The following is a 23,439-nucleotide window of genomic DNA, read 5'->3' on the forward strand; positions in this document are numbered from 1 at the left end:
CCATTAATTGCCTTATTTAATCAGTCGTTTACGTTCGACCGACGAGGGTATGCGCAGGGCTTCGCGATACTTGGCGACCGTGCGGCGGGCGATGTCGACACCGGCCTCTTTCAGCAGTTCGACGATGCGGTCGTCGCTGAGTATTTCGCCGGACGATTTCTCGGAATCGATCAGGGTTTTGATCTTATGACGGACGGATTCGGCCGAATGGGCCGCCGTACCGTCGGACGAAGCGATCGACGAGGTAAAGAAGAATTTCAGCTCGAAAACGCCGCGCGGTGTCGAAATATATTTGTTCGAGGTGACGCGCGAAATCGTCGATTCGTGCATGCCGACGGCCTCGGCCACCGTCTTCAGGTTCAGCGGGCGTAGATATTCGACGCCGTAGACAAAGAAAGCGTCTTGTTGCCGGACGATTTCTGACGACACCTTCAGGATGGTGCGGGCACGTTGGTCCAGGCTCTTGATCAGCCAGTTGGCCTGGTTCAGGCATTCGCTGAGGTAGGACTTCTCGGCGTCGGAACGGGCGGATGTCGCCACCTTGGCATGGTATTTCTGGTCGACCAGGACGCGCGGCAGGGTATCGGAATTGAGATCGATGCGCCAGCCGCCGGACGGATCGGGGCGGACGAAGACGTCAGGCACAACGGTCTGTGACGGTTCGGCGCCGAAAGCCGCACCCGGACGCGGATTCAGCGATTTCAGCTCGGAAATCATCTCGATCAGGTCTTCTTCGTCGACGCCGCACACCTTGCGCAGGGCGCTGAGGTCGCGGCGCGCGAGCAGTTCGAGATTGTCGATCAGCGCGGCCATGGCCGGGTCGAAGCGGTTGCGTTCGATCAGTTGCAGTTTCAGGCATTCCGGCACCGACTGCGCCATGATGCCGGTTGGCTCGAAGCCCTGGCAGGCCGCCAGGACCTTCTCGACAAGGCTCAGTTCGCAGCCCAGGCGGTCGGCGATTTCGGCCAGCGAGGCGCGCAGGTAGCCGGCTTCGTCGACGGCGTCGATCAGGATCTGGGCGATGGCGATTTCCGGCGCCGAGAAGTGGGCGATCATCGCCTGGTCGGTCAGGTGTTCAGCCAGGGTTTTTTCGCGACTGAGGCTGCGTTCCAGGCCTTCGTCGTCGCCGTCGAAGCCGCTGCCGCCCTTGCCGGCCTTGCTCCAGTCGACCATGGGTCCTTCGGAGTCGCTGGCATTGGCGCTTTCGCGTTCACGGACCGGCGGCGTATCGTCGCCATAGACGTCCGCCTGCGACACGTCCATGTCGCTATTGGCCTGGGCCGTGTCGCGGTCGCCGAGTTCGAGTTCGGGACGTTCTTCGCGGTATTCAACGGGAGCTTCGGCTTCGGCGTCGCCGATCGGGTCAGCGTCGTCGCGCTGCAACAAAGGGTTGCGTTCCAGCTCGGTTTCAATGACGGCTTCGAGCTCAAGATTGGACAGTTGCAGCAGCTTGATAGCCTGCTGCAACTGGGGCGTGATAACGAGCCCCTGCCCCTGTTTGAGTTCTAATCTTTGACCGAGCGCCATGCCTGAACCTGATAGCCGTTTCGCGCCATACTGGCCGTAAATCGTCTATATTTGTTTAGCTTCCCAGCATTTTTTGCCGGAGCGATATCGCAGGGATCATGTCTGGCACGATTGCGTTAACAATTTCTTGGGAAGGGTTAATGCGGACGCTGGAAGATGTGGATAGTCGTTCGCTCAACGCGGTGACGGCACGTCTTCGGTAGTGGAATTTTGGATCACGAAAAGCACGAAAATCAGAAAAGCACGAATAAGCGGCGATGTGGCCGTTCTACCGCGCGAAGCGCCTTAGCTCGTTGATGCGGCTTTTGTGATCGATTGCCCTTCGGGCGAGGAAGATTCGGCTTACGCCGTTCGTGCTTTTCTGCTTTTCGTGCTTTTCGTGATCCAAGATTCCACCGTCAGAGTGGTGAGAACTCTGACTAGCACTACAGAAAACCTTAGTTGAACGACTCGCCGAGATAGACGCGGCGGACTTCCGGATCGTGGGTGATCTGTTGCGCCGTACCTTCGAACAGGACCTCGCCGCTGTGGATGATCGACGCACGGTCGACGATTTCCAGGGTCTCGCGGACATTGTGGTCGGTGATCAGGATACCGATGCCGCGGCTTTTCAGATAGATGATGACCTCGCGGATGTCCGAAATGGCCAAGGGGTCGATACCGGCAAAAGGCTCGTCGAGCAGCATAAAGGACGGCTTGCTGGCCAGGGCGCGGGCGATTTCGACGCGGCGGCGCTCACCACCCGACAGGGCCGTCGCCGGCGAGTGGCGGATATGGGTGATGCGCAGGTCTTCGAGCAGGCGCGTGGCGTCATCGGCGACCTTTTTCTGGTCTTTTTCGTTCAGTTCCAGCACGGCCAGAATGTTCTGCTCTACCGACATGCCGCGGAAGATCGACGCTTCCTGGGGCAGGTAGCCAATGCCGAGACGCGCCCGCTGATACATCGGTTGGTGCGTGATGTCCTGGCCGTCCAGCATGATCGTGCCGTAGTCGGCCTCGATCAGGCCCGTAATCATGTAGAAGCACGTCGTCTTGCCGGCGCCGTTGGGACCCAGCAGGCCCACCACCTCGCCACGACCCAGCGCCAGGCTGACGCTCTTGACGACAGCGCGGTCCTTGTACGTCTTGCCTACGCCCTGGACAACGATGCCGTCGGCTACGCCCGGCTTCGGCGTGGAGGAGAGGATATCTGGTATGTCATTCACGATTTTAATATTTCCCGGCTGGCGCTGGAGCGGGGCTTTGATGTACTCAAAACCCCGCTCCAGATTTTCGTTTTGTCGCGCAATTTAACCGAAAAGTGGCGGCCACTTTATCGGATTGCGCTGGCGCCCAGCTATCAATGAGCGTTGGTGGCCTTGGTCGCGGTGTCCTCGTCGGGATAGATAACGGCGCGGACACGGCCCTTGCCCGAGGCCGTCGGCGCGGCGTCCATGGTCGTTACGCCGTTGCCGACTTCGGCGACCAGGCGCGTGCCGGTCATGACGTTCTTGCCCTGTTGCAGGATGACGTCGCCCGAAATGACCATGGTGTCTTCGGCCTTGGTGTAGACGGCGGTATCCCCCTTCACCGTATTGTCGGGCGTCACGTAATAAACATTGCCCGAGGCTTCGATGCGGACCACCTCGCCCCAACCCTTGTTCTCGCCCTCACCGCCTGCAGCGTGGGTGATGGTGACATGGTCGGCGCGCAGGCGCGAATCCGCCTGGGTAATTTCGACGCGGCCGTCCCACACCTGGGTATGGGCGTTTTCGTCGGCGTGCCAGTTGTCACCGCCGACCAGGACGGGGCCGCCCTGTTGCGAGACCTGCGCTCCGGCAGAAGAGGTAAGACCGAATACGGCCATAGCCGCCAGAACGAGATATGTTGTTTTCATGCCATTCCCCTCTATTGCAGGCTTGCCGTGACTTTGGCGTCGCCCTTGCCGTGGAATTCGACCGAGTTGCCGTTGTCGGAAATGACAAAGGATTCGCCAACTATATGACCGACGGAACTCATTCCATCAATGTGTTTGTCGCCATGAACGGTCGAATTCGTCAAGTCAACAATGGCTTCATCGGTTTTGAAGGTAAAATCCGAACCGCCGGCGACCATGACCACATTGCCGCTAAGTACAAATTGCCGTGTCGTCTGGTCGAAGACGCCATTGGCGGCGGACAGCCTGGTCGAACGATCGCTGTCGCCCTTGAACTCCATCACCGGCGCCTTCAGCGTCACGGTGGTCGAGTCCTTGCCCTTGCGCACAGCCTCAAGACCGCTGATCGTATAATGGTCGCCCTTCCCGCTCTGGCCGAAATAACGCGGATTGGTCATGCGGATTTCGTTGGAATTGCCGCCGAAGACGATCAACGAATTGACGATACTGGTCACCACGATCCAGCCGAAATTGCCGATGATGAGAAGGATGATGGCAGCTGGGAAGAAGGTGCGCAGTTGCTTGATAAGGCGCGAACGGCGACGAACAGCGGCGACTTCGACGCCCAGTTGCTGACGACGCGCCGTCTGTTCCTCATCCGCGTCGACGGGCGGGGCAAGACGGGCATTAACCTCGGTCACGTCCATGAAATATTTATCCGTGTGCGCCGGTCTAGATCCAGCTGTGGGCGAAGATATCGCAATCTTCCCATCCTGCCAAATCCAGTTTGACGCGCTGCGGCAAAAAATCGAAACAGGACTGGGCCAGTTCGGTCCTGCCCTCGCGCGCCAGCATGGCGTCGAGGCGCTCTTTCAGGGCGTGCAGGTGCAGGACGTCGGAGGCCGCATAGGCCAGTTGGTCGGGCGAAAGGCTGGCTGCGCCCCAGTCCGAACTTTGCTGGGCCTTTGACATGTCGACGCCCAGCAGTTCGCGCGACAGGTCCTTCAGACCGTGGCGGTCGGTATAGGTGCGCGCCAGTTTCGAGGCGATCTTGGTGCAATAGACCGGTGTGGTCGACACGCCAAGGTGCAGGGCGAACATGCCGATGTCGAAACGGCCGTAGTGGAACAGTTTCAGAACCGAAGGATCGATAAGCAGGGCCTTGAGGTTCGGGCAGTCATAGGCAGGGCGATTCATGCGTACCACGTGGGCATTACCGTCGCCGCTGGACAGCTGGACCACGCACAGGTCGTCGCGGCCGAAGCGCAGCCCCATGGTTTCAGAATCCAGCGCTACCGACTTGCCCAGGTCCAGGCCGTCGGGCAGATCGCGCTCATGGTAGAATACGGTCAAGTTATGCGCCTTGTTCTTATGTGACAGTTTGGTTTTCGCTAAACCTGAATGACGCAAAGGTCAATCTTTGCGAACAAACGTCAAGGCATGGCCGCAAAACCAAGTGTTACAGTTTGGCGCGCAAAAACGCCATCATGCGTTTCCAGGCCAGTTCGGCGGCTTCTGGATTATAGACCTCTGGCCGCGTCTTGTTGAAAAAAGCGTGGTCGGCGTCGTAACTGTAGATTTCGGGTGGATTGCCGGCTGCCGTCATGCCGGCTTCGATATCGGCCACCACCGCCGGCGTCACCCAGTCGTCCTGGTTGCCGAAATGACCCTGGAACGGGATCTTGATCGCAGCCGGATCGGCAAAAGCCTTGGGCGGGACACCGTAGAAACAGACCGCCGCTGTAAAACCTTCGAGACGGGCCGCGGCGCCGATGGTCAGGGCGCCGCCCATGCAGAAACCCATGACGGCGACCAAAGGGTTGATGGCCTTGAGATAATCCAGGGCCGCGGCGATGTCCTGATGCACAGCGCCTGGAAAATCGAGACCATTCATCATGTGCGAGGCCTCATCGGCGTCCCTGGTGATGCGCCCATGGTAGAGATCGGGCGCCAGGGCGTTGAACCCCTCGGACGCAAAGCGATCGGCAATCGATTTGATATGGTCGTTCAGGCCCCACCATTCCTGGATAACGATCACGCAGGGGCGCGCCGGGTCGGTGTCGGAAAGCCAGGCGTCGAGCGCGCCGCCATCCGGGCGGTTGAGGGTGATCATCTGGCCCATGGTCGAATCTCCTGTGACGCGCGATTATACAGTCGATATGGAAAATGCAGGCGAAAATTCAGAAGCCGAAAACCCGCCTTAACCCAAGAAAAAAGACGTACAGGCCGAAGATGCTGAAAGCCGTTCCGACGATAACGAACAAGATGATGTGGAAATAGAAGGCAATAGGATTGTCCTGGCGCGTGACCCAGCCCAGGCCCCTGACTCTCAGGCGACCGTCGAACCAACTTTTGACGATCATCGACAGGAAAAACAGGGCAAACCCGGTCCAAGCCGCCGTAAGAAGCAGTTTCGCAATATTGTCGGTCATGCGGCTTCCCTCGAAGGGACTTGTTTATATCATTTCGCCGCTTTGCCAAAGGGCACGTTCGGTAGCGAGATTTTGCTTCGCCTGGGCATCGAGGTGGCTAAAGGCATCCGTCAGGAAGATATGGTCGCGTTCGATTGTCGGCGTCAGGAACAGGGCGACGCGGCCGGCGGCATAGGCTTCCGGGCCGTACACCGGCAGGTATTCACGAGCGACGCCACGTGCATAGGCGAGATAGTCCGTCCACGGAGCACCCAGGATCGACATGTCGATATCGAGTACCAGATTGGTGTCCGGATCGTGTTCGGCCAGGTGCTTTTGTGTTGCCAGAATATGATGAGCGGCCCGACTGACGTCATGACCAGGCAGCAGGTGCGCCACAAGGTGGGCGCTCTGGGCTTCGTTATCGTGACGTGACGGGTCGTAGACGACGTCGTGAAAATAGAGCGCCAGAAGGGCCTGGTCCGGGTCTTCGAAGCGGTCGCGCACAGTGTCGAACAGAGTCACCACCGCGGCGATATGATCGAAGGCATGGTAATGCCGATGCGGCTCGCCATAGGCCTTGACGAGCGTCGACCAGAGCCCGGCACTGTCGCTGATGGACAGTCGGGCACACAGGTCTTGCCAGCCGATTTGCAGTGACGTCGTCAGTGGAATGACCCCTCCGGCGAGACAAGCTCGCCACCTCCCCTTTTGCTACGCAACAGGGAGGAGGGTGAGGTGCCTGCCCCGTTGTGCAGCCATATTACAGGAAGCCGAGGTAGGGTGTCGAGAAGTTGCCGAGATGCGGGAAGATGTCGTTCAGGTCCGTGTCCGACACGCCGAACCACTTGCCGATCGTCGCGCCGTACTGTTCCACCGAGGTCGTCGGGATCATGGCATTGTCGACAATGTCCGGATTTTTGAAGCCCGTCTGGTCGATGCCGACCGTCGGGAACTGACCGTACATGTCGCCGCCCTTGACCGCGCCACCCCAGATGAGATGGTGGCCGCTCCAGGCGTGATCCGTGCCATCGCCATTGCTCTGGTAGGTGCGCGAGAAATCCGACGCCGTAAAGGCCGTCACCGCCTTGCGCATGTCGATGCCGCCGATATTCTTGAGGGCAGTGTCGAAATAGGCGAGGCCCTGGGACAGTTCGGCCATCAGCTGCGGCTGGGAGCCGTTTTCACCGTTATGGGTATCGAAGCCGCCCATGCTGACGAAGAAGACCTGGCGCTTCAGGCCAAGCGCCGGGCCGGCGGCGATCATCTTGGCCACCGTATTGAGCTGGGCCAGGAAATAGCTGCCGCCCGGGTCGCCGGTGAACGGATCTATGAACGGCGGCGCATCGGGAACGCCCGAGGGGATGGGCTGCTGGTAGGCGCCGTTGATGATGTCCGCCGCCGACATGGAGCGCGACACCGTGGCAGCGTGGTCGTTCTGGAAGTAGTTGGCGGACGCGCCATCGCGGATAATCAGGCGCAGTTCCTTCGACGGAATGCTGCTGCCGTACAGCCAGCCTGTGGTGCCGTCGATGCGCTGGGCCGGATTGCCATAGACATTGAGCGGATATTGCAAGGTCTTGTCACCCGACAGGAAGACCGTGTTGCCGGAAGTCGAGGGCGCTGTGAACAGGGCGTTGGCGCCGTTGCCGCTGGCGATCATATCGGCCAGGCGACCGCCCCAGCCGATCTGGGCGCCTTCGGTGGCGCCCGCCTGCCACATGGTCTGCTGGTCGTTATGCGAGAACAGGTTGGACGGCAGGTTGCGGCCGTTTTCGTAGTCGGAGCGGCGTGTCGGCTGGATCAGGGTGCCGACATTGGCCATGACCGCGAGGCGGCCGGCATTGAACAGGGTCTGGGCGGGTCGCATATGCGGATGCAGGGCGAAGGTCCGCGTTGTCGCGTTGGTGCCGACGGGAATCGGATTGGGTGTCTTGGGCACGATCGGGATCATGCCGCCCCAGAATTCCGGTTGGGCGCGCGAAGCGACCACACGGCTGGTGATGGGCGAGGTCTGGCCCAGTCCCACAGCCGCCGCGCCGACCGGCATCAGGGCGATGGGATCGTTGCCCTGGCTGCGCGCGTACCAGTAGCGGTTGAACGAGTCCTGGTCTGTCGGCATGACCATGTTGTTGGCGTCATTGCCACCGAACATGAAGATGCAGACGATGGCCTTGTAGTCCGGGGCCGAGGCGGCGGAGAGGGAGCCCGCGGCCGCCAGTTGCAGGGCGAACGGTGCGATGGCGCCCATACCGCCCAGTGCAGCGCACTGGCGCAGGAACTGGCGGCGGTCGCGATCCTTGAATCCGAGATTGCTGATCATAATTGCACCTACTGCTCAGTTACTTTTGGGCCAGGTATTCGGGAGAGGCCATGGTCAGCATAATGGCCGCCCTGACCCGGTTGCGTTTGGCTTCGTCGATGTCGTTCTGCGTCCAGCCACCGGCCAAGGTGCCGATTTCGATGCCGTTCATCGCATTGCTGATGTGGCCGCGCAGCCGGGAAGACATCTTGCCGTACATCAGGACCTTGTTCATGTGGTCGATGACGGCGTCCGGATTTTCGGCATTGGCCATGTCGACCGACAGGTTGATCTTGACGTCATTGCCGATCGCATCGCCCTGCCAGTCGCCGATGCCGTAGCCCACCGCATATTGCAGGGTGTTGATATAGCCGGCGACGCTGACCTCGTTGACGCCCTGGAATTCGGGCGCGGTGATACCGTTGCGGCCAAGCGTCGTATTCGGCGGAATATAGCCCGGGCGCCAGAAGTTGAACACGGAAGGTGCGTCGAGTACGGACTGGCTGATCGACCAGTTGGGTGCGGTCGAACCGATCCGCCATTGTCCTGTATAGGATGTAGCATTGAAGGCGCGCAGGACATGAGCGAGGCGGACAACCGGTTCGCGCAGCTTGCCGAAGCCGGGCTCGGCCGTCTTCGCGGCATCGCGGGCTTCCTGGTCGGTCAGAATAGCGCGGACGACGGCCTTCATGTCGCCACGCACGCCATGGCCGTTGTTGTTGAACACGGTGGCGACGCGTTTGACGTAATCCGGGCTTGGATCGGAGGTCACCAGGCGCTGGATGAGCTGCTTGCCGATAAAGGGGCCGACATTGGGGTGGTTGAACAGGGTATCAAGGGCGATTTTCAGGTCGGCCGGGCCGTCCGGCGTCACGGAAGCCGGGATATTGGCTGTCAGGAAACGCTTCTGCGATATCGAATGAAAGTTGGCGTAGTAGAGCATCGGTTTGACGACCGCATCGTCGTCGCGCGGCCAGCCGTAGAAGGTTCCGTCGTCCGGCGTCGGGCTGTACCAGCTCCAGCCCGTAAAGACGCGGGCGAGATTGCGGATATCGTTCTGCGTATAGCTGGGCTGGGGGTCGCCCGTCAGGGTCAGGGCGCGCGTGCCGTCGATGTTCAGCTTATAGAGACCGAGCGACATCAGTTGCATGATTTCGCGGGCATAGTTTTCGTCGGGGTGACGCCCAGGCGATTCCTTCTGGTTGCCCAGCATGTTGAGATAGACGCCCATCATCGGATGCAGGGTAACGTCCTGAAGCAGGTCACGATAATTGCCGAAGGCGTCACGGCCCAGCATGTCATAATAGTCCGCCATGCCGCGGGCATCGACATTGGGATTGGTGAAGGAGGTGACGAAGATTTCCGACAGGGCGAAGGCAACGCGCTGGCGCAACTGGTCGTCACCCGTCACGGCCTGGTCCCAGAAGCTGTCGTAGAAGTCGTCTTCGTAGATGTAACGGTTCGGATCGATTATCCGGTACATGGCCAGACGGGCATCGAGGTCGGCGAGGTGCGAGGTCTGCGGCATCGCCTCCTGTTCGGTGATCCAGTCGTTCAGGGTCGAATGGGTCAGGCTGTCGATTGTGCTGTCCGTCGGCCCGAAGGTCGACTGGGTCAGGAAACGCGCGGCTTCGAGCTCGGTCGGATGCGGTTCGGGCGTCGGGGTGGTCGAATCCGGCCCCGTGGCGACAGGCGTGCCGCCGCCGCTGGAACTGCTGCTGCCACCGCTACCACCGCCGCCGCAGCCGGCGAGCAGGATCAGCGACATACCGGCAGCTAACACTCCAGCCCACGGCCGGAGAGACCTTGGCTTAATATCCAGCCCGCCCATGCTCTACCCCTGAAATTTTAGATTTTTTCTCATCCGCAAAGCGTGACCGGACGTTATTACGTCCTGCGTATTTGTCCAGTCAGCCGAGATTAAACACGGCACGCTTAATCTTCTGTAAAGACAGGTTAAAATTATTGCGACACTGAAATGTGAAGCTCTTAACGTTCAGGGAAAGGCAACGTCCGGTCCGTTCGCACACCATAAGGGCGAACCCCGTCGGAAGAATGATCGCGCAAGGGGAAAAAGCTCAGCCATTTTAAGCGCGTGGCCGGGTGGAGGATCTGGTCCCGGACTGCGAAATGACTCTCCGGACCGACGGGTCTTACGCCATGGCCCGCAGGATGGTGTCGGGGCGTGCCGCATCAGTCGGACGGCGCGAAAACACCAAAGGCTGGGGCATGGCCGATTGCGGCGACGATTGCCGCGCGGCGGCGATCCAGTTGGCGGCAGTGATCTTGTTCATGGCGGAACCCATCTACCTTCTTTGGCATTATGGTTTTACTGGCGGCCCGGCTCACCAGACGGGCTCACAAATTTTGTACCGCACCAGCTTATCAAAATTCGATAAGGAAATGATGAATCACGCTTGAGATTCTGTGGTCATGAAAAAAGCCGCCGATCGCTTGACCGGCGGCTTGGTTTTTCAGCCTAAAATTCGATCAGAACTTCGAGCCCAGGCGGATGCCCATGGTGCGAGGTTGGATCGGCACAGCGTAGGTGCGCGTACAGATACTGCACTGGACATAACGCGATATCTCGCCGCGTTCGTCGGTCACATTGCTGATATAGCCTTCCAGGCTCCAGTTATTCAGGTTCAGGCCTGTCGCCAGGTTGAGCGTCGAGAAGGCCGGCAATTCGCCTACCACCGCCGCGTCGTCGATGCGTATATCCGATGATGCCTTGCCCTGATAGGCAAGCGACGCCTGGAAGTAGGGGCTCAGATCGGCGACCGTCCAGGTATAGCGTGCCGTGGCGGCCAGCTTGAGCTGTGGCGTAACAGGCAGGCGCGTGCCCTTCGGCGCCAGGACGTCGCCGGCCGTACATTGATAGGTCGGATCATCGTACGAGCACAGGTTCTTCTTGATCTTGGCATCGGTAAAGGCGCCGGTTGCCGTTATGGTCAGGTGCGAAGACGGCACCCAGGTCACGTCGCTTTCGATGCCGTTGATTTCGGCGTCGGGTCCGTTGTGGATTTCGGTAAAGCTGTTCAGGCCGAGGAAGGAGAACTGGAATTTTTCCCAGCTCTGATGATACACGGCGCCGTTGATGCGCAGCTTGCCATTGTTCAGGGTAATCTTCCAACCGGCTTCGAGATTGGTCAAATAGTCCGGGGCATAGGCGCCGATGGTACTGCGGCGGTTGATGCCGCCCGGACGGAAGCCGCGTGACAGGGTCGCATAGTAGAGACGATCGGCCATCGGCTTATAGCTCAGGTTCAGCTTGTAGGTCGAGCCATCGCCTTCGGCGTGCTTGGCCGAAATCGTGCCGTCAGCGTTGAGAACACCGAGATTGGTACAGGGCGTCCCCGGAATGGCGCCCGGCAGGACCGTGCTGGACACGCCGTTATTGTAGTCATCGCGCACGGTGGCGCCGCTGGTCGTATAGCAGCCCGCGACACCCGTACGCGAAGAACCGGCGCCGTTCCACGGCGGGCCGTTCGGATTACGGCCGAAGCCGAAGAAGCCGATCAGGCTGTTGTCGTATTGGAAGGACCGGAAACCGACCGTCGCGGTCAGTTTCGGCGTGAGATCATAGCTGAGCTCACCGAATATGGCGGTATCGAGGTCGTTGCGGTTCTGCAGGGTTAGCCACAGGGTCCCGGGACGGCCATTGACCGACAGGTCCGGCGCCAGGCCCGGAACGATATAGTCCTGCAGGATGCGGTGCGTCTGGCGTTCATAGAACAGGCCGCCGACGAAGCGCAGGCGGTCTTCCGATGGCGACGAGATGCGCAGTTCGTGGCTTTCCTTGGTGAAGAAGTCGTCGCCATTGATGTACTGGCGCGGATCGATCGTGTCGCCATTGGCGTCCTGGAAGTAGAAGTAGCCGGCCAGGCCGCCGTACGAGGCATAGGCCGCGTCATAGGATTCGGAATAGTCGGTATAGTCGTTGGTCGCGTTGATCTGACGGTCCATGGCGGCGCCGGCATAGGTAATGTCGAAATTACCGATCTTGCCCTGGATGGTCAGCGACGCCTGGGCGAAGCGGTCCTTGCGCCAGTCGGGATAGAAGTGCTGGACGCTGAGATCGCCGAGCGACTGGTCGTAACCAAAAACACCGTGGCTCTTCTGGCTCTGGCCCATCAGGGTCGCCGTGGCGGTCCAGTCATCGTTCAGGTCGACCTTCAGGGCGGCGCGGGCACCAGCCAGGCTGAGGTCGTTGAAATTGTCTTCGACCGAGTCGGCATTGTTGACGGTGATGCCGCCGGGATCGGGCAGGAAGCTGCGCGAGCCCGCGATATTGTCGATATAGCCACCGACATGCTCACCCCAGCCGACGATGCGCAAGGCAGCGCGGTCGCCCAGCGGCACATTGACCATGGCCTCGAGCTTGCCACCGGAATCGCCGCCGGTGATGGTGTTGGCTTCGATATCGAAGCGACCGTAGAGGGCTGTCGTGTCGGGCTTGTTGGTGATGATGCGGATGGTGCCGGCTTCGGACGAGGCGCCGTACAGGGTGCCTTGCGGTCCGGCCAGGGATTCGATGCGTTCGACGTCATAGATATGGACGTCGAGTGCGCCACCGATGGTGGTCACGGGCTGTTCGTCAAGATAGACGCCGACGCTGGGCAGGGACCCCGAGTGGTTGCCGTCGCCGCCAGAGGCCACGCCGCGGACATAGACATTGGTCGAACCTGGCTGCGTGGTCTGGAACGACACGCTGGGCAGTTGCGCCGCATAGTCGTTGAAGTTGCTGATATTCAGCTGGTCCAGCTTCTTGGTGGTCAGGGCCTGGATGCTGATCGGCACGCTGGACAGCTTTTCCGAACGCTTTTGCGCCGTAACCACGACCTCGATCGTGTCGTCGCTGGTCGTGCTGGCCATATCCTGGGCCATGACAGCATGTGGGATGAAAGCGCCGGCGGTCAGCATGGTGGTCGACAGCAGCGTAACGGAAAGGAGTCGCGTTCTCATAGCCTGGTCCCTCTTTGGGGTTGAGATTTGCGAAAGGATTGTTCCTGTCGTGATCACACGTCAACGCGATATGCTGCAACGCGAAGAATGATGTTGAAAGCGTGTCGAATTTATCACTGATTTATGACAATTTCGTAAGGTTTCCCTTACGTTACATAGCGCTTCAGCCGAAGGCCGGCGCGTGCGGATAAGCTTCCAGTACGTCGCCGAGTGCGTTTTTTAAAGGAACGAGCCAGGGTTCGAAACCCTTCCAGACGTCGGTTCCGTCGCGATTGACCGGCCGGCGCACCTGTTCGGAGGACGGTGTGCGCACCGCCCGGTCGTTGTCGAAAAATCTCAGGGTAGCGTCTTCGAACTCCAAGCCGCAGGCGGCGATGAGGGCCCTGATCTCACCTTCGGTGTCTTCTATGAGATTTTCATGGATGACGCGATGAACGCGGCTGGGAAGAACAGCGTCGAAATGGGCCATCAGACGGACATAGTCGCGATAATAACGCCCCATATCCTCCAGGCTGTAGGTGAAGTTCTGGCCGCGGGCGAAGTGCTGTTTGAAGTTGGAAAAACCGCAGGCCATGGGATGGCGGCGGGCATCGATGATGGTCGCATTGGGCAGGACGAGGTGAATAAAGCCCGTATGCGTCCAGTTGTTGGGCAGTTTATCGATGAACATCGGGCGTTCGGTCTTGCGCTGGATACGCGTCCGGCTGAGATATTCGGCGCCAAGCTGTTCAAATTTTTCCGGCTCCAGTCCGGTCAGGCGCTGCGGATAGCCGGCGCCGCGGCGGGCCAGCATGGGAATGTCAGGCAGTTCCTGGGTGCCTTCGATCTGCGAATGGCTGGACAGGATCTGCTCGATCAGGGTCGAGCCGGCGCGCGGCATGCCGAGCACAAAGATGGGGTCGCGCGACAGGTCGCCGCTGCCCCGGCGTTCGGCGAAAAACTGCGGCGTGAAGGTGGCGATGCAGTCGTCGACAAAGGCCGTCGTGTCGTCGGCGCTGTAGGTGTCGGAGGTGCGGCGAAGGGCATTGCCGGCGCTGTAATGGCGGAAAGACGCTTCGTAGTCCCTGGCGTCTTCCAGCGCCTTGCCCAGGGCGAAATCGATATGGTAGCGGTCGGCGTCGCTGATCGGCGGACCTATCAGGACCTTTTGCATGGCCGCGACGTCGGCCTCTGAGAACTTCACCACCTTGAGATTGGCCAGGGACCACCAGACCTCGCCCAGGTGGGGCGCCAGTTCGAGCGCCTTGCGGTAGGCGGCGATGCCGTCCTGCGTGCGGCCGACGGTCTTCAGGGCGTGGCCGTAGCTCATCCACACCTTGGGTTGGCGCGGCGACTGTTTAAGGACCGCTTCGTAAAGCGCGATGGCCTCGTCGAATTCGCCGACACGGGTCAGGGCAGCGGCCTTGAGATTTCCGGCGCCGCCATTGGCCGGGTCTTCGGTGATCAGGTGTTCGAGCTCCGCCAGGGCTTCGACCGTGCGATTCTGGCGGTACAGGATGGTCGCCAGATTAGCGCGGGCGGCGCCGAATTCCGGAGCGATTTCCAACGCCCGGCGCAGCAGGTTTTCGGAATCGCGCAGGCGGCCGATGCGCGCCGCCAGCTCGGCGAGCATGCGAATGGCGGCGACGTCGAGCGGGTCGGCCTTCAAATGCGCCTTGAGCAGGGGTTCGGCGTCGGACAGGCGGTTGTCGTGGAGGGCCAGGGCCGCTTCCAGCAGGCGCGGATTGCGCAGGCCGGCACGGATGGCGAGATCGGAGGTCGAGGCGGTCATGCCGCCAAGGTTTAGAGATTTGGCAAAGCCTGTAAAGAGAATATGACGTTTTCAGCCCGGCTCGACATAACGCTCGATGATCTGCGCCATCGAGACCCGATAGCGGAGTTTCCGGAACGGGCAATCCCGTTAACATTAAAGCTTCACCGTCTGCTTAGGGTTAGCGTGTAGTGTAGCTTCAAGGCATTTCTGAAACCTGTTGTCATAGGTAGTAACAGCGTTGCGTAACGAGGGCTTGAAACCACATATATCTGGCTTCGTCGGCCGCGGCCTGCGGCTGATGACCAGCGCGGCGTTCGAAACGGCGCTGCTATGCCTGCTACTGCTCACAGCCGCCGCCATCATCTGGCAAAACCAGATTCTCGAGCGCACCGTCCGTTTTACGCCGGCGACCACGGCGTCCAGCAGCTATCTGGTGTTCAGCGACGGCGATATCGGCGGTAAGTCGTTTGCGCGCTACCTCGGCCCTATGCATTTGGATTGCGAGTTGCGCAGCGGCAATGCCTATCCCTATTGCGGTTTTGAGCTGTTTGTCGACCGCAACAGGGGCATTCACGGCCTCGACCTGAGCCATATGCATTCGCTGGCCATCACCATGATGTATCGCGGCGCATCGACCTCGTTCCGGGTCCACCTCAAAAACTTCGACCCAAGCTACAGCCATGCGGCCGACGACGAGTCGCCCAAATATCTGCGGGTTGAAGCCGATACGACACCCGGCAAGCTGCAGCGCGCAGAATTTGTGCTGGACGATTTCGGTGTCGCCGACTGGTGGCTGCGCAAACACAAGCTGGCGCCGGAATTCGGACGTCCCCAGTTCGACAATATTACCTCGCTGATCGTCGAGACGGGGTCGGAAGCCCCGATGGGCCGCCACGACTTCGAGGTGCGTGAAATCGAGATACGCACGGCGATCCTCAGCGATGCCGAATGGTATTCGTTGCTGCTGGGCATCTGGATCGTCATGATCGTGACCTATCTCGGCTATCGGATCAGCAATCTGCGTCATGCCTTGCGGGAACGGCGGACGCTGGAGGCCCTGGCCCTGCGCGACGCCCAGGATGCGGCGCGGCGCGACCACCTCACCGGAATTCTCAATCGCCGCGGCGTGACCGAGCGCTTCGACACATTAATCAATGAGCGCGGCGCGACCTTCTCCACCGCCGTCATCATGATCGACATCGACCATTTCAAGAAGCTGAACGACACCCACGGCCACGACTACGGCGACAAGGTGCTGTCGGCCTTCGCCACCGTCCTCAGCCGCAATGTGCGCGTGGTCGACATGGCGGCGCGGTGGGGCGGCGAGGAATTCATTGTCGTCTGCACCGATATCGACCGGCGCGGCGCTCAGCGTGTCGCCGACAAGATTCGCCAAAGCATCGAAACCTTCGATTTCGGACCCTGCGGGCAGGTTACGGCCAGCCTCGGTATCTATTGGTCGCACGTAACCCAGGCAGAACTGGTACCCATGGTCGCTTTGGCCGACCTGGCACTGTACTCGGCCAAGGCCGGCGGGCGAAACTGTTGCAAGCTTCACGGTGCCGAGATGTCGGACGCTGCGTAGGTGAGTTGGGGTTCGCTTTAAGAAAGACAGTTTGGACTTCCCTGCGGGAAGACACTTTTAGTCGCTTAGCGGAGTGACGCGCATCGTTTTGACGATGCTTGCCCTGCGGGCGCCTTCGGCGTCGTGCGCCCTTTCGGGTCGCACCGAACCGCGCGGTTCGACCCAGGCGACACCATTAAAAAAGCCTCCCAAGTGGGAGGCCTTTTTAATGGTGGAGCTTAGCGGAGTCGAACCGCTGACCTCTTCAATGCCATTGAAGCGCTCTACCAACTGAGCTAAAGCCCCATCCGTCAAAGATGGTATAGTTTGTCCTTGGCGAACCAAGGCGGCGACTTCTATTTCAAGGCTCGCCGCCATGCAAGACCCTTTGCGAAGTTTTTTCGTTTTTTTATTGAAGGCTTTTGCCGGCGCGGTTACGCGGTTCTCCCACAGGAGATCGTCATGCACGCCGCCAGCTTTTCACTCGACGCCTATTTGAAGCGTATCGGATTCGAAGGTTCGCCGAAAGCCGACCACGCCACCTTGCGCCAGATGATGCAACGCCAGGCGCGGACCGTGCCGTTTGAAAATCTCGATGTCCAGCGGGGTAAGGTCGTGTCGATCGATCCAGAGGACATTGCCGCCAAGATATTGCCATCGTCGCGCGGCGGCTATTGCTACGAGGTCAACAGCCTGTTCGCCATGGCGTGTGAGGCGATCGGGATTCCGTATCGCCTGCTCGGGGCGCGGCCGATCGTGCCGGGTCCCCGCAAGGCACGCAGCCATATGATCGTCCTGGCCTTTCCAGGCGAAGAAGCCTGGCTGTGCGATACCGGTTACGGACGGTTCGGGCTGCGTGAGCCGATCCGCCTAGATGCCGTGGAACCTGTTCAACAGGATTTCGACACCTACCGCATAGTGCGCGATGGCGACGTCCTGACCATAGAGACGCAGTTGGGTGGCGATGAGGAGGGCTGGAATGGGCTTTACAGCTTCAATCTCAGCCCGTTCGAACTGTGCGACTTCATCGCCACCAACTATTACAACTCGACCCATCCCGACGCGGTGTTCGTACAGAAGCTGCTGCTGGTCCGCCATACCGCAACGGGCCGGCATGTCCTGTTCGGCGACGCGCTCAAGACCTATGCCGAGGGGCGCCTGACCGAGCGGCAGGTGAGTCAGGCCGAACTGCCCGGCGTCGTGCGCGCGTTGTTCGGCCTGGAGCTTTAACGGGCACTTTGGGGAAAGGCCGGCAGACGGGCGATGTCATTGGGATCGTGCTGCACGACTAAAATCGCGTGAAGATTGGCCGCTATCTCCTGCAAGCGCACCATGGATGCCAGGCTGTCGGCGCGGCTGGCATTGAAACCCGGAACGCCGTGATGGGCGAACTGTTCCTCGAAATGGACCACATCGCCCGACAGCAACACGGCGCCGGTCTGCGACAGACGAACCAGCAGCGCCATTTCGCCCGGCGTATGACCCGGCATGGCCAGCATGGTCACGCTGCCGTCGCCGAAAACATCATGGTCGGTCGCAAAGGTCTCGACTTTCGACGTGCCGTCCAGCCAGGGCTTGACGGTACCGGCGTCGACACCGAAAGGCGCCGGCGTGTCGCGAAAGGCAGCGAAGTCGGCAGCGCCGATCATCAGCACCGCCTTGGGGAAGCTGGCCGCCTGACCTGTATGGTCGAAGTGGTTGTGGCTGATACCGAGCCGGCCGATCTGCGCCGGCTTGACGCCGATCCTGGCCAACTGCGTGACCAGATCGGCGGTCAGGGTCGGCGCCATCAGGGCGGCCGGATCCTGTTTGGCGCCCACGAAAGTGGCGGGAAGGCCGGAATCCCACAGCATATAGTCGCTGCCGTGGCGGATCAGATAACAGCTATCGGTCAGGGTACGTTTGACCCCGGCATAGTCATAGGCGTCGGAGAAGGCGCCGAGGTCGCTGACGGCAATCTGGCCGCAGTCGAGACGCCACAGCTCGACATCGGCGGCGCCGGCGGGCACGGCATGGGCGGCGAAGGCGGCCGTCAGGGCAAACAGGGTCTTGAACAAGGCTTTCATGGGAGGCTCCGTTGTGAAGGCCTGCGGTGTAGCGCCCCGCTGTCCCTCGACGAGCCCGGTTTGCACCGATATGGGCCCGAAACGCTCAGCCGGCTCTTTTTTGTGCGCCGATTGCGGCCTAGGATAGGGTCATGAACCTGCACCTTCGCCCCGTATCCGTTTCCCCGCTGGTCCAGCGCCTTCGTGCCCTGTTTCCCGAACGGCGGGCCGGCGTACAGAGCCACGCCCGCAACCTGTTCTGTTATTGCGCCCTGGACCGCGAGCGGATCGCCGCCATACGGATGCCGCACGCCGCGATCGTCATCGTCCTGCACGGCGTCAAGGAGGTCTGGCTCGGCGACCGGGTTCAGGTCTTTCCGGCGGGTTCGGTCTTCGTCCTGCCGCGCGACGTGCCGCTGGACGTGGTCAATATCCCGAGCGACGACGGGCTGGGCGTCTATGAATCGCTGATCATGGAGGTGCCGGCCCTGCCCGTCGGCGTTGCGCCCCTGTCAGCGGTGGAGATAGCGGCCGGTCCGGCAGCGGATTTTTCCATTGACCCCGATGCTCATCTCGTGGAAGCCCTTGTCCATGCGGCCACCGCCATCGCCGATGGCCGTCAGGGCGAGACCGTCAAGGCATTGCGCATGGCCGAGGTCCTGACGCTGATGCGGCCCTTTGCGGCGGCACGTACCCTGTTCGTCACCAACCTGACCGACCAGGTAGCGTGGCTGATCGGCAGTGCGCCGGCTAAGCAGTGGAGCGTGGCCGAGATAGCGAAAACCTTGAATATCGGCGCCTCGACCCTGCGCCGACGTCTGGCGACGGATGGCACGTCGTTTCGCGAGATCCTGGCCGATGAGCGATTGCGTCTGGCGCGGCAAGCCATGGAAGCCGGCGGGCTCAGCCTGGCTGCGGCCGAAGCAGCAGGCTATACGTCCCGGTCGCATTTTTCACGGCGCTACCGTGAGCATTTCGGCACGACGCCGACGGGGCGGTAGTCAGGCGGACTTATCTTGGTTCAAATGTCCTCGCCAGCGAGGTTGGCGGCCAGGAAGTCGACAAAGCGACGCACCGCCGGCACCATGCCGCGCCGCGACGGGAATACCGCCAGGATGTTCGAAACCGGTGACGCCCAGCCCGGCAGGACCTGCACGAGCCGCCCCTCCCGCAGTTCATCGTGGCACAGGCTTTCCGGCAGGATGGTCATGCCGATGCCCTCGAGGACGGCCGCTTTCAGGACGAGCAGGTCGTCCGCCATGCAGACGGGACGGTGATGGAACTCTACGCTCTCGCCGCGCGGGCCGACCAGATGCCAGGTTGTCCGGCCGTCGACTGCCGTCATGGCCAGGGTCGGCAGGCGATCCAGGTCGCCGGTCGAGATTATCGGGTCGGCGCGTTGCAAGAGCGATGGCGCGGCAAACAGCCGGATCGAGGTCCGGCCGAGATGGCGGACGACCAAGCTACCGCCGTCTTCAATCGGAGTCGGTCGGATACGCAGTGCTACGTCGATCCCGTCCTGGACCAGGTCGACCACCCGATTGGTCACCCGAAGTTCGATCCGAACGTGCGGGTGTGCGGCGATAAAGGCCGGCAGGACGGGCGCCAGCGCCGTCTGGGCCAGGGTCACGGGACACGTCACGCGCACAGTGCCGCGCGGCTCGCTGCGCACGCGGGCGACCGCCTCCTCGGCCGCATCGGCCTGTTCGCGCATGGCGATGCAATGGCTAAGATAGCTTTCGCCGGCCTCGGTGAGGGAGAGTTTGCGGGTCGTGCGTTGCAGTAGCCTTACGCCCAGGCGTGACTCGAGCTCGGCAACCCGCCGTGACAGCTTTGATTTGGGGATGCCGAGGCTGCGGCTGGCGGCCGCGAACCCGCCCCGGTCAGCAACTTCGGCAAAATATAACAGGTCGTTCAGATCGATCATTGTTCCACCTATGAGACAATCTATCCCGATATTGCCCTCTTATCGATGATTTGGTGTGTAACTAAATTCAATCCTGTTGGCGAGGCCCATTTGGCCGCGCCGTGGAGATTGATCATGAAACTGTTGCATATCGATTCAAGCCCCCTGGATGCCGGTTCCGTCTCGCGTCGGCTGACGCTGAAGACCGTCGAGGGCTATGCGGCCCGATATCCCGGCATCGAGGTCGACTATCTGGACCTGGGCAGGGAGGCGCCGTCGCACCTGGATGCCAATTCGCTGGCATTTCGTTTAGGTGTGGAGGCAGCGGATCTTTCCGAGGCGCAGCGCCGTGAGAACGCGGTATCCGAACGGCTGGTGAGCCAGTTCCTGGCGGCCGACATCGTGGTAATCGGGGCGCCGATGTTCAATTTCAGCGTTCCGAGCCAATTGAAGGCGTGGATCGACCGCGTCGCCCAGGCCGGCCGGACGTTCCGCTATACGGCCAACGGCCCGGAAGGCCTGGTCCACGGCAAGTCCGTAGTCGTCGTGTCGACGCGGGGCGGCGTGTATAGTGGCCTGCCGGCCGAGGCGATGGACCACCAGGAAAGCTATCTCAAGGCCGTGTTCGGCTTCCTGGGCGTCGACGACCTGCGCTTCGTGCGCGCCGAGGGCTTGAGCATGGGGGAGGAGTCCAGAACCAGAGCCTTGGCAAGCGCAGATCAGGATATCCGGCTGCACGTGGCGGCTTAAAGGGGCAGCATCGCAATGAAAAAGGCCGCCGGAGCGATCCGGCGGCCTAATGTTTTAGCGGTCTTCGTCGTCGGCGTCGGGCAGGCCGTCGATTTCCTCGTCGAAGTCGGCGTCTTCATCGTCTTCGAGGAAGGGCACGTCGTCGGCGTCGTCATCAACCAAGTCGGCGTCTTCGATATCCATGTCAACAGCGTCAGGCGCGACACGGGCAGGATCGGCCGGATCGAGGTCTTCGTCTTCGTCGACGATCAGCGGGTCGTCGGTCACCACTTCGTCGATTTCGGGCGCGGTCACTTCCGGCTCTTCGTCCTCGTCGTCGACAGCGACCTTGGCCTTCACCTGATCTTCGGCCTCCTCGTCGGCATCCTCGTAGTCAGGCGCTGTGGTGCGGACACGCGAACGGCGCGTGCGGATCACTTCTTCCTGGTCGAATTCGAAGGCGCAGCGCGGGCAGTGCGCCGGACGGTTGTTCAGATCATAGAACTTTGCCGTGCAGTTCGGGCAAACTTGTTTGGTACCTAAGGCAGGATCAGCCACGAGACGTCCTTAATCTAGTATCGGAAAAAACTGTTGCGTCGGCCCCCTTGCCACTAGATAAGCCTCCTGTCAAAAGCTTAAATCCGCCCCGACGTCACTTTTTTTTGCTGAGATTTTTTCGCGGCCGAAAAGCAGGGGCCTCTTACCAGCGCGTTCATGTTGCCTAACCAAACTTCCAGCCCCGCCACCGCCGTCCGCCTGATCCCGCCTGGCACCAAACCTGCGGGCCGGATTGCCCTGCCCGGTTCCAAGTCGATCACCAACCGGGTTCTGCTGATTGCGGCCCTGGCAGCCGGCAAAAGCCAGATCAGCGGCGCGTTGAAGAGCGACGATACCACCTATATGGCCCGCGCCCTGGGACAGTTAGGCGTCAATGTCACGGACAGCGGCGATACCGGTTTTACGGTTGAGAGCACCGGCGTGCTCAGCCCTTCGGCCACACCGCTGTTTCTCGGCAATGCCGGCACGGCCGTTCGGTTTCTGACGGCGGCTGCGGCCAATATCCGTGGAACAACGGTGCTGACCGGCGACGCCCACATGCAAAAGCGGCCGATCGCGCCACTGGTTGCAGCTTTGAACGCGGCCGGCGTCGAGGCTACCGCCCCCACGGGTTGCCCGCCGGTGACGGTGACCAGCGACGGCGGCTTTGCCAACCGCGATATCGAGGTCGATGCCAGCCTGTCGAGCCAGTATGTCTCGGCACTGATGATGGCGGGTGTGACAGGTGCCGCGCCGCTGCGGTTGCGCGTCAAGGACGGCGATATCGGCGCCCTCGGCTATATCGACATAACGCTTGCCTGCATGCGCGCTTTCGGTGCCGATATTGCGCAGACTGGGCCGCTGAGCTGGGAGATCGCCAACAGCGGTTATGAGGCGCGCGACTACTGGGTCGAGCCGGACGCCAGTGCCGCCACCTATGTCTGGGGCATCAATGCGTTGCTGGGGGCGGATATCGACATCGGCATAGCCCCCGAGGCGATGATGCAGCCGGACGCCCGGGCCTATGACTTTATCTCGCAGTTCCCGAACCTGCCGGCGGTCATCGATGGCAGCCAGATGCAGGACGCCATACCGACCATAGCCGTCCTGGCAGCCTTCAACACAACGCCTGTCCGCTTTGTTGGCATTGCCAACCTGCGCGTCAAGGAATGCGACCGGATCAATGCCGTGGCAACCGAGCTGAACCGGATCAAGCCGGGCCTGGCTCAGGAAATCGGCGACGATCTGCTGATTACGCCGGATCGGGGTTTGATCGGAGGGAAGGTTGCGGCGGATATCGAGACCTATCACGATCACCGTATCGCCATGGCGTTTGCTCTGGCGGCTCTGGTCGTCGACGGGGTGCGGATTCTCGATCCCCGCTGCACGGCCAAGACCTATCCCGGCTATTGGCGCGACCTGCAAAGCGTCGGGATAGAGATGACGTTCGAGTAAAGGGCGCGGGCGGATGTCTTAAATCCGCCTCTCCCCATTACTTTACCTATCCGACTCACACTTCTATCAAGAATTTGAAGAGAAAGAATCGTTCCCACAGATTTTCACAGATTAGCACAGATTTTAAGCATCTGGAGTGCCCTAGCGGTCATTATCTGCTGGAAAACCGCTGTCGCGGCCAAATAAGCCATTGAAAATCTGTGCTAATCTGTGAAAATCTGTGGGCAAACCTATCGAAAAGTGAAAGTGGCTTCCTTAGTGCGTTCTCGAAGTCCGATCGCTGTATTTCGACTTGAGATGTGTGAATTCGATAGGTAAGGCGACGGGGAGAGGCGGATTTAAGGGCCATCCAAACCTGCAGTATAGCAGTGTAGAAGAAGCGCGGCTTGC

The 23,439-nt window shown here is 60.7% G+C and carries 21 protein-coding genes and 1 tRNA gene; 5 read left to right on the forward strand and 17 right to left on the reverse strand.

Features of this window, described 5'->3' with window-relative positions:
- Positions 1-12: 12 nt before the first annotated feature.
- The 13 genes from rpoN to AC1DXO_RS04285 all read right to left on the reverse strand — a co-directional run bounded on the left by rpoN (position 13) and on the right by AC1DXO_RS04285 (position 14,831).
- The gene (gene rpoN, locus AC1DXO_RS04225; protein WP_476976846.1) at positions 13-1,527 is read right to left on the reverse strand and encodes an RNA polymerase factor sigma-54; all 1,515 of its coding nucleotides are present in this window, start codon (positions 1,525-1,527) and stop codon (positions 13-15) included.
- 437 nt (positions 1,528-1,964) lie between these two features.
- Positions 1,965-2,714: an LPS export ABC transporter ATP-binding protein gene (gene lptB / locus AC1DXO_RS04230; RefSeq protein WP_476977222.1), complete on the reverse strand. Its 750-nt coding sequence runs from the start codon at positions 2,712-2,714 to the stop codon at positions 1,965-1,967.
- Between the two features lie 152 nt (positions 2,715-2,866).
- Positions 2,867-3,403 (reverse strand): LptA/OstA family protein, encoded by a 537-nt coding sequence (locus AC1DXO_RS04235; RefSeq protein WP_476976847.1) that lies wholly within the window; start codon positions 3,401-3,403, stop codon positions 2,867-2,869.
- 11 nt (positions 3,404-3,414) lie between these two features.
- Entirely contained in the window at positions 3,415-4,089 is a 675-nt protein-coding gene (lptC, locus tag AC1DXO_RS04240; protein WP_476976848.1) for an LPS export ABC transporter periplasmic protein LptC, read from the reverse strand.
- A gap of 25 nt (positions 4,090-4,114) precedes the next feature.
- Positions 4,115-4,735, reverse strand: coding sequence for a ribonuclease D (locus AC1DXO_RS04245; RefSeq protein ID WP_476976849.1), 621 nt, complete (start codon positions 4,733-4,735; stop codon positions 4,115-4,117).
- A gap of 106 nt (positions 4,736-4,841) precedes the next feature.
- Positions 4,842-5,504 (reverse strand): dienelactone hydrolase family protein, encoded by a 663-nt coding sequence (locus AC1DXO_RS04250; RefSeq protein WP_476976850.1) that lies wholly within the window; start codon positions 5,502-5,504, stop codon positions 4,842-4,844.
- A 58-nt stretch (positions 5,505-5,562) separates the two neighbouring features.
- Positions 5,563-5,814, reverse strand: coding sequence for a hypothetical protein (locus AC1DXO_RS04255; protein ID WP_476976851.1), 252 nt, complete (start codon positions 5,812-5,814; stop codon positions 5,563-5,565).
- Between the two features lie 24 nt (positions 5,815-5,838).
- Positions 5,839-6,318 (reverse strand): HD domain-containing protein, encoded by a 480-nt coding sequence (locus tag AC1DXO_RS04260; protein WP_476976852.1) that lies wholly within the window; start codon positions 6,316-6,318, stop codon positions 5,839-5,841.
- A 238-nt stretch (positions 6,319-6,556) separates the two neighbouring features.
- Positions 6,557-8,116 (reverse strand): DUF1501 domain-containing protein, encoded by a 1,560-nt coding sequence (locus tag AC1DXO_RS04265; protein ID WP_476976853.1) that lies wholly within the window; start codon positions 8,114-8,116, stop codon positions 6,557-6,559.
- A gap of 19 nt (positions 8,117-8,135) precedes the next feature.
- On the reverse strand, positions 8,136-9,863 hold the full coding sequence (locus tag AC1DXO_RS04270) for a DUF1800 domain-containing protein (protein WP_476976854.1): 1,728 nt from the start codon (positions 9,861-9,863) through the stop codon (positions 8,136-8,138).
- Positions 9,864-10,248: 385 nt separating this feature from the next.
- Complete coding sequence (locus AC1DXO_RS04275; protein ID WP_476976855.1) at positions 10,249-10,389, reverse strand: hypothetical protein; 141 nt, start codon at positions 10,387-10,389, stop codon at positions 10,249-10,251.
- A 196-nt stretch (positions 10,390-10,585) separates the two neighbouring features.
- Positions 10,586-13,060, reverse strand: a complete 2,475-nt coding sequence (locus tag AC1DXO_RS04280; RefSeq protein ID WP_476976856.1) for a TonB-dependent receptor — start codon at positions 13,058-13,060, stop codon at positions 10,586-10,588.
- A 163-nt stretch (positions 13,061-13,223) separates the two neighbouring features.
- A complete protein-coding gene (locus AC1DXO_RS04285) occupies positions 13,224-14,831 on the reverse strand; it encodes a sulfotransferase family protein (RefSeq protein ID WP_476976857.1) in 1,608 nt (535 codons plus the stop codon).
- A 235-nt stretch (positions 14,832-15,066) separates the two neighbouring features.
- Here AC1DXO_RS04285 and AC1DXO_RS04290 point away from each other — a divergent pair, with 235 nt between their 5' ends.
- Positions 15,067-16,398 carry a GGDEF domain-containing protein gene (locus tag AC1DXO_RS04290; RefSeq protein WP_476976858.1) on the forward strand — a complete coding sequence of 444 codons (1,332 nt, stop codon included), beginning with the start codon at positions 15,067-15,069 and terminating at the stop codon, positions 16,396-16,398.
- A 209-nt stretch (positions 16,399-16,607) separates the two neighbouring features.
- Here AC1DXO_RS04290 and AC1DXO_RS04295 read toward each other — a convergent pair.
- Positions 16,608-16,683: transfer RNA gene (locus tag AC1DXO_RS04295), tRNA-Ala, on the reverse strand.
- 156 nt (positions 16,684-16,839) lie between these two features.
- Between AC1DXO_RS04295 and AC1DXO_RS04300 the strand changes: the two genes are divergently transcribed.
- A complete protein-coding gene (locus tag AC1DXO_RS04300) occupies positions 16,840-17,607 on the forward strand; it encodes an arylamine N-acetyltransferase family protein (RefSeq protein ID WP_476976859.1) in 768 nt (255 codons plus the stop codon).
- On the opposite strand, the gene AC1DXO_RS04305 is transcribed toward AC1DXO_RS04300, so the two are convergent.
- A complete protein-coding gene (locus AC1DXO_RS04305) occupies positions 17,604-18,443 on the reverse strand; it encodes an N-acyl homoserine lactonase family protein (RefSeq protein ID WP_476976860.1) in 840 nt (279 codons plus the stop codon). The genes AC1DXO_RS04300 and AC1DXO_RS04305 overlap by 4 nt on opposite strands.
- A 131-nt stretch (positions 18,444-18,574) precedes the next feature.
- Between AC1DXO_RS04305 and AC1DXO_RS04310 the strand changes: the two genes are divergently transcribed.
- Positions 18,575-19,423, forward strand: coding sequence for a helix-turn-helix transcriptional regulator (locus tag AC1DXO_RS04310; RefSeq protein WP_476976861.1), 849 nt, complete (start codon positions 18,575-18,577; stop codon positions 19,421-19,423).
- A 20-nt stretch (positions 19,424-19,443) separates the two neighbouring features.
- On the opposite strand, the gene AC1DXO_RS04315 is transcribed toward AC1DXO_RS04310, so the two are convergent.
- Positions 19,444-20,349 (reverse strand): LysR substrate-binding domain-containing protein, encoded by a 906-nt coding sequence (locus AC1DXO_RS04315; RefSeq protein ID WP_476976862.1) that lies wholly within the window; start codon positions 20,347-20,349, stop codon positions 19,444-19,446.
- Between the two features lie 114 nt (positions 20,350-20,463).
- Between AC1DXO_RS04315 and AC1DXO_RS04320 the strand changes: the two genes are divergently transcribed.
- Positions 20,464-21,078 (forward strand): FMN-dependent NADH-azoreductase, encoded by a 615-nt coding sequence (locus AC1DXO_RS04320; protein ID WP_476976863.1) that lies wholly within the window; start codon positions 20,464-20,466, stop codon positions 21,076-21,078.
- A gap of 54 nt (positions 21,079-21,132) precedes the next feature.
- Here AC1DXO_RS04320 and AC1DXO_RS04325 read toward each other — a convergent pair whose 3' ends face one another.
- Positions 21,133-21,615, reverse strand: a complete 483-nt coding sequence (locus AC1DXO_RS04325) for a TIGR02300 family protein (RefSeq protein WP_476976864.1) — start codon at positions 21,613-21,615, stop codon at positions 21,133-21,135.
- A 156-nt stretch (positions 21,616-21,771) separates the two neighbouring features.
- Here AC1DXO_RS04325 and AC1DXO_RS04330 point away from each other — a divergent pair, with 156 nt between their 5' ends.
- Positions 21,772-23,049: a 3-phosphoshikimate 1-carboxyvinyltransferase gene (locus AC1DXO_RS04330; protein ID WP_476976865.1), complete on the forward strand. Its 1,278-nt coding sequence runs from the start codon at positions 21,772-21,774 to the stop codon at positions 23,047-23,049.
- Positions 23,050-23,439: the final 390 nt, after the last annotated feature.

It is taken from the genome of Asticcacaulis sp. P2_C5 (genome assembly GCF_056404555.1).

What these genes read in the sequence shown, in the direction of transcription:
- lptC (WP_476976848.1), bottom strand. Translation starts at nt 4,089, where the DNA reads ATGGACGTGACCGAGGTTAATGCCCGTCTTGCCCCGCCCGTCGACGCG.
- AC1DXO_RS04320 (WP_476976863.1), top strand. Translation starts at nt 20,464, where the DNA reads ATGAAACTGTTGCATATCGATTCAAGCCCCCTGGATGCCGGTTCCGTC.
- AC1DXO_RS04265 (WP_476976853.1), bottom strand. Translation starts at nt 8,116, where the DNA reads ATGATCAGCAATCTCGGATTCAAGGATCGCGACCGCCGCCAGTTCCTG.
- AC1DXO_RS04305 (WP_476976860.1), bottom strand. Translation starts at nt 18,443, where the DNA reads ATGAAAGCCTTGTTCAAGACCCTGTTTGCCCTGACGGCCGCCTTCGCC.
- AC1DXO_RS04300 (WP_476976859.1), top strand. Translation starts at nt 16,840, where the DNA reads ATGCACGCCGCCAGCTTTTCACTCGACGCCTATTTGAAGCGTATCGGA.
- AC1DXO_RS04310 (WP_476976861.1), top strand. Translation starts at nt 18,575, where the DNA reads ATGAACCTGCACCTTCGCCCCGTATCCGTTTCCCCGCTGGTCCAGCGC.
- AC1DXO_RS04315 (WP_476976862.1), bottom strand. Translation starts at nt 20,349, where the DNA reads ATGATCGATCTGAACGACCTGTTATATTTTGCCGAAGTTGCTGACCGG.
- AC1DXO_RS04280 (WP_476976856.1), bottom strand. Translation starts at nt 13,060, where the DNA reads ATGAGAACGCGACTCCTTTCCGTTACGCTGCTGTCGACCACCATGCTG.
- AC1DXO_RS04330 (WP_476976865.1), top strand. Translation starts at nt 21,772, where the DNA reads ATGTTGCCTAACCAAACTTCCAGCCCCGCCACCGCCGTCCGCCTGATC.
- rpoN (WP_476976846.1), bottom strand. Translation starts at nt 1,527, where the DNA reads ATGGCGCTCGGTCAAAGATTAGAACTCAAACAGGGGCAGGGGCTCGTT.
- AC1DXO_RS04285 (WP_476976857.1), bottom strand. Translation starts at nt 14,831, where the DNA reads ATGACCGCCTCGACCTCCGATCTCGCCATCCGTGCCGGCCTGCGCAAT.
- AC1DXO_RS04255 (WP_476976851.1), bottom strand. Translation starts at nt 5,814, where the DNA reads ATGACCGACAATATTGCGAAACTGCTTCTTACGGCGGCTTGGACCGGG.
- AC1DXO_RS04250 (WP_476976850.1), bottom strand. Translation starts at nt 5,504, where the DNA reads ATGGGCCAGATGATCACCCTCAACCGCCCGGATGGCGGCGCGCTCGAC.
- AC1DXO_RS04235 (WP_476976847.1), bottom strand. Translation starts at nt 3,403, where the DNA reads ATGAAAACAACATATCTCGTTCTGGCGGCTATGGCCGTATTCGGTCTT.
- AC1DXO_RS04270 (WP_476976854.1), bottom strand. Translation starts at nt 9,863, where the DNA reads ATGTCGCTGATCCTGCTCGCCGGCTGCGGCGGCGGTGGTAGCGGTGGC.
- AC1DXO_RS04275 (WP_476976855.1), bottom strand. Translation starts at nt 10,389, where the DNA reads ATGAACAAGATCACTGCCGCCAACTGGATCGCCGCCGCGCGGCAATCG.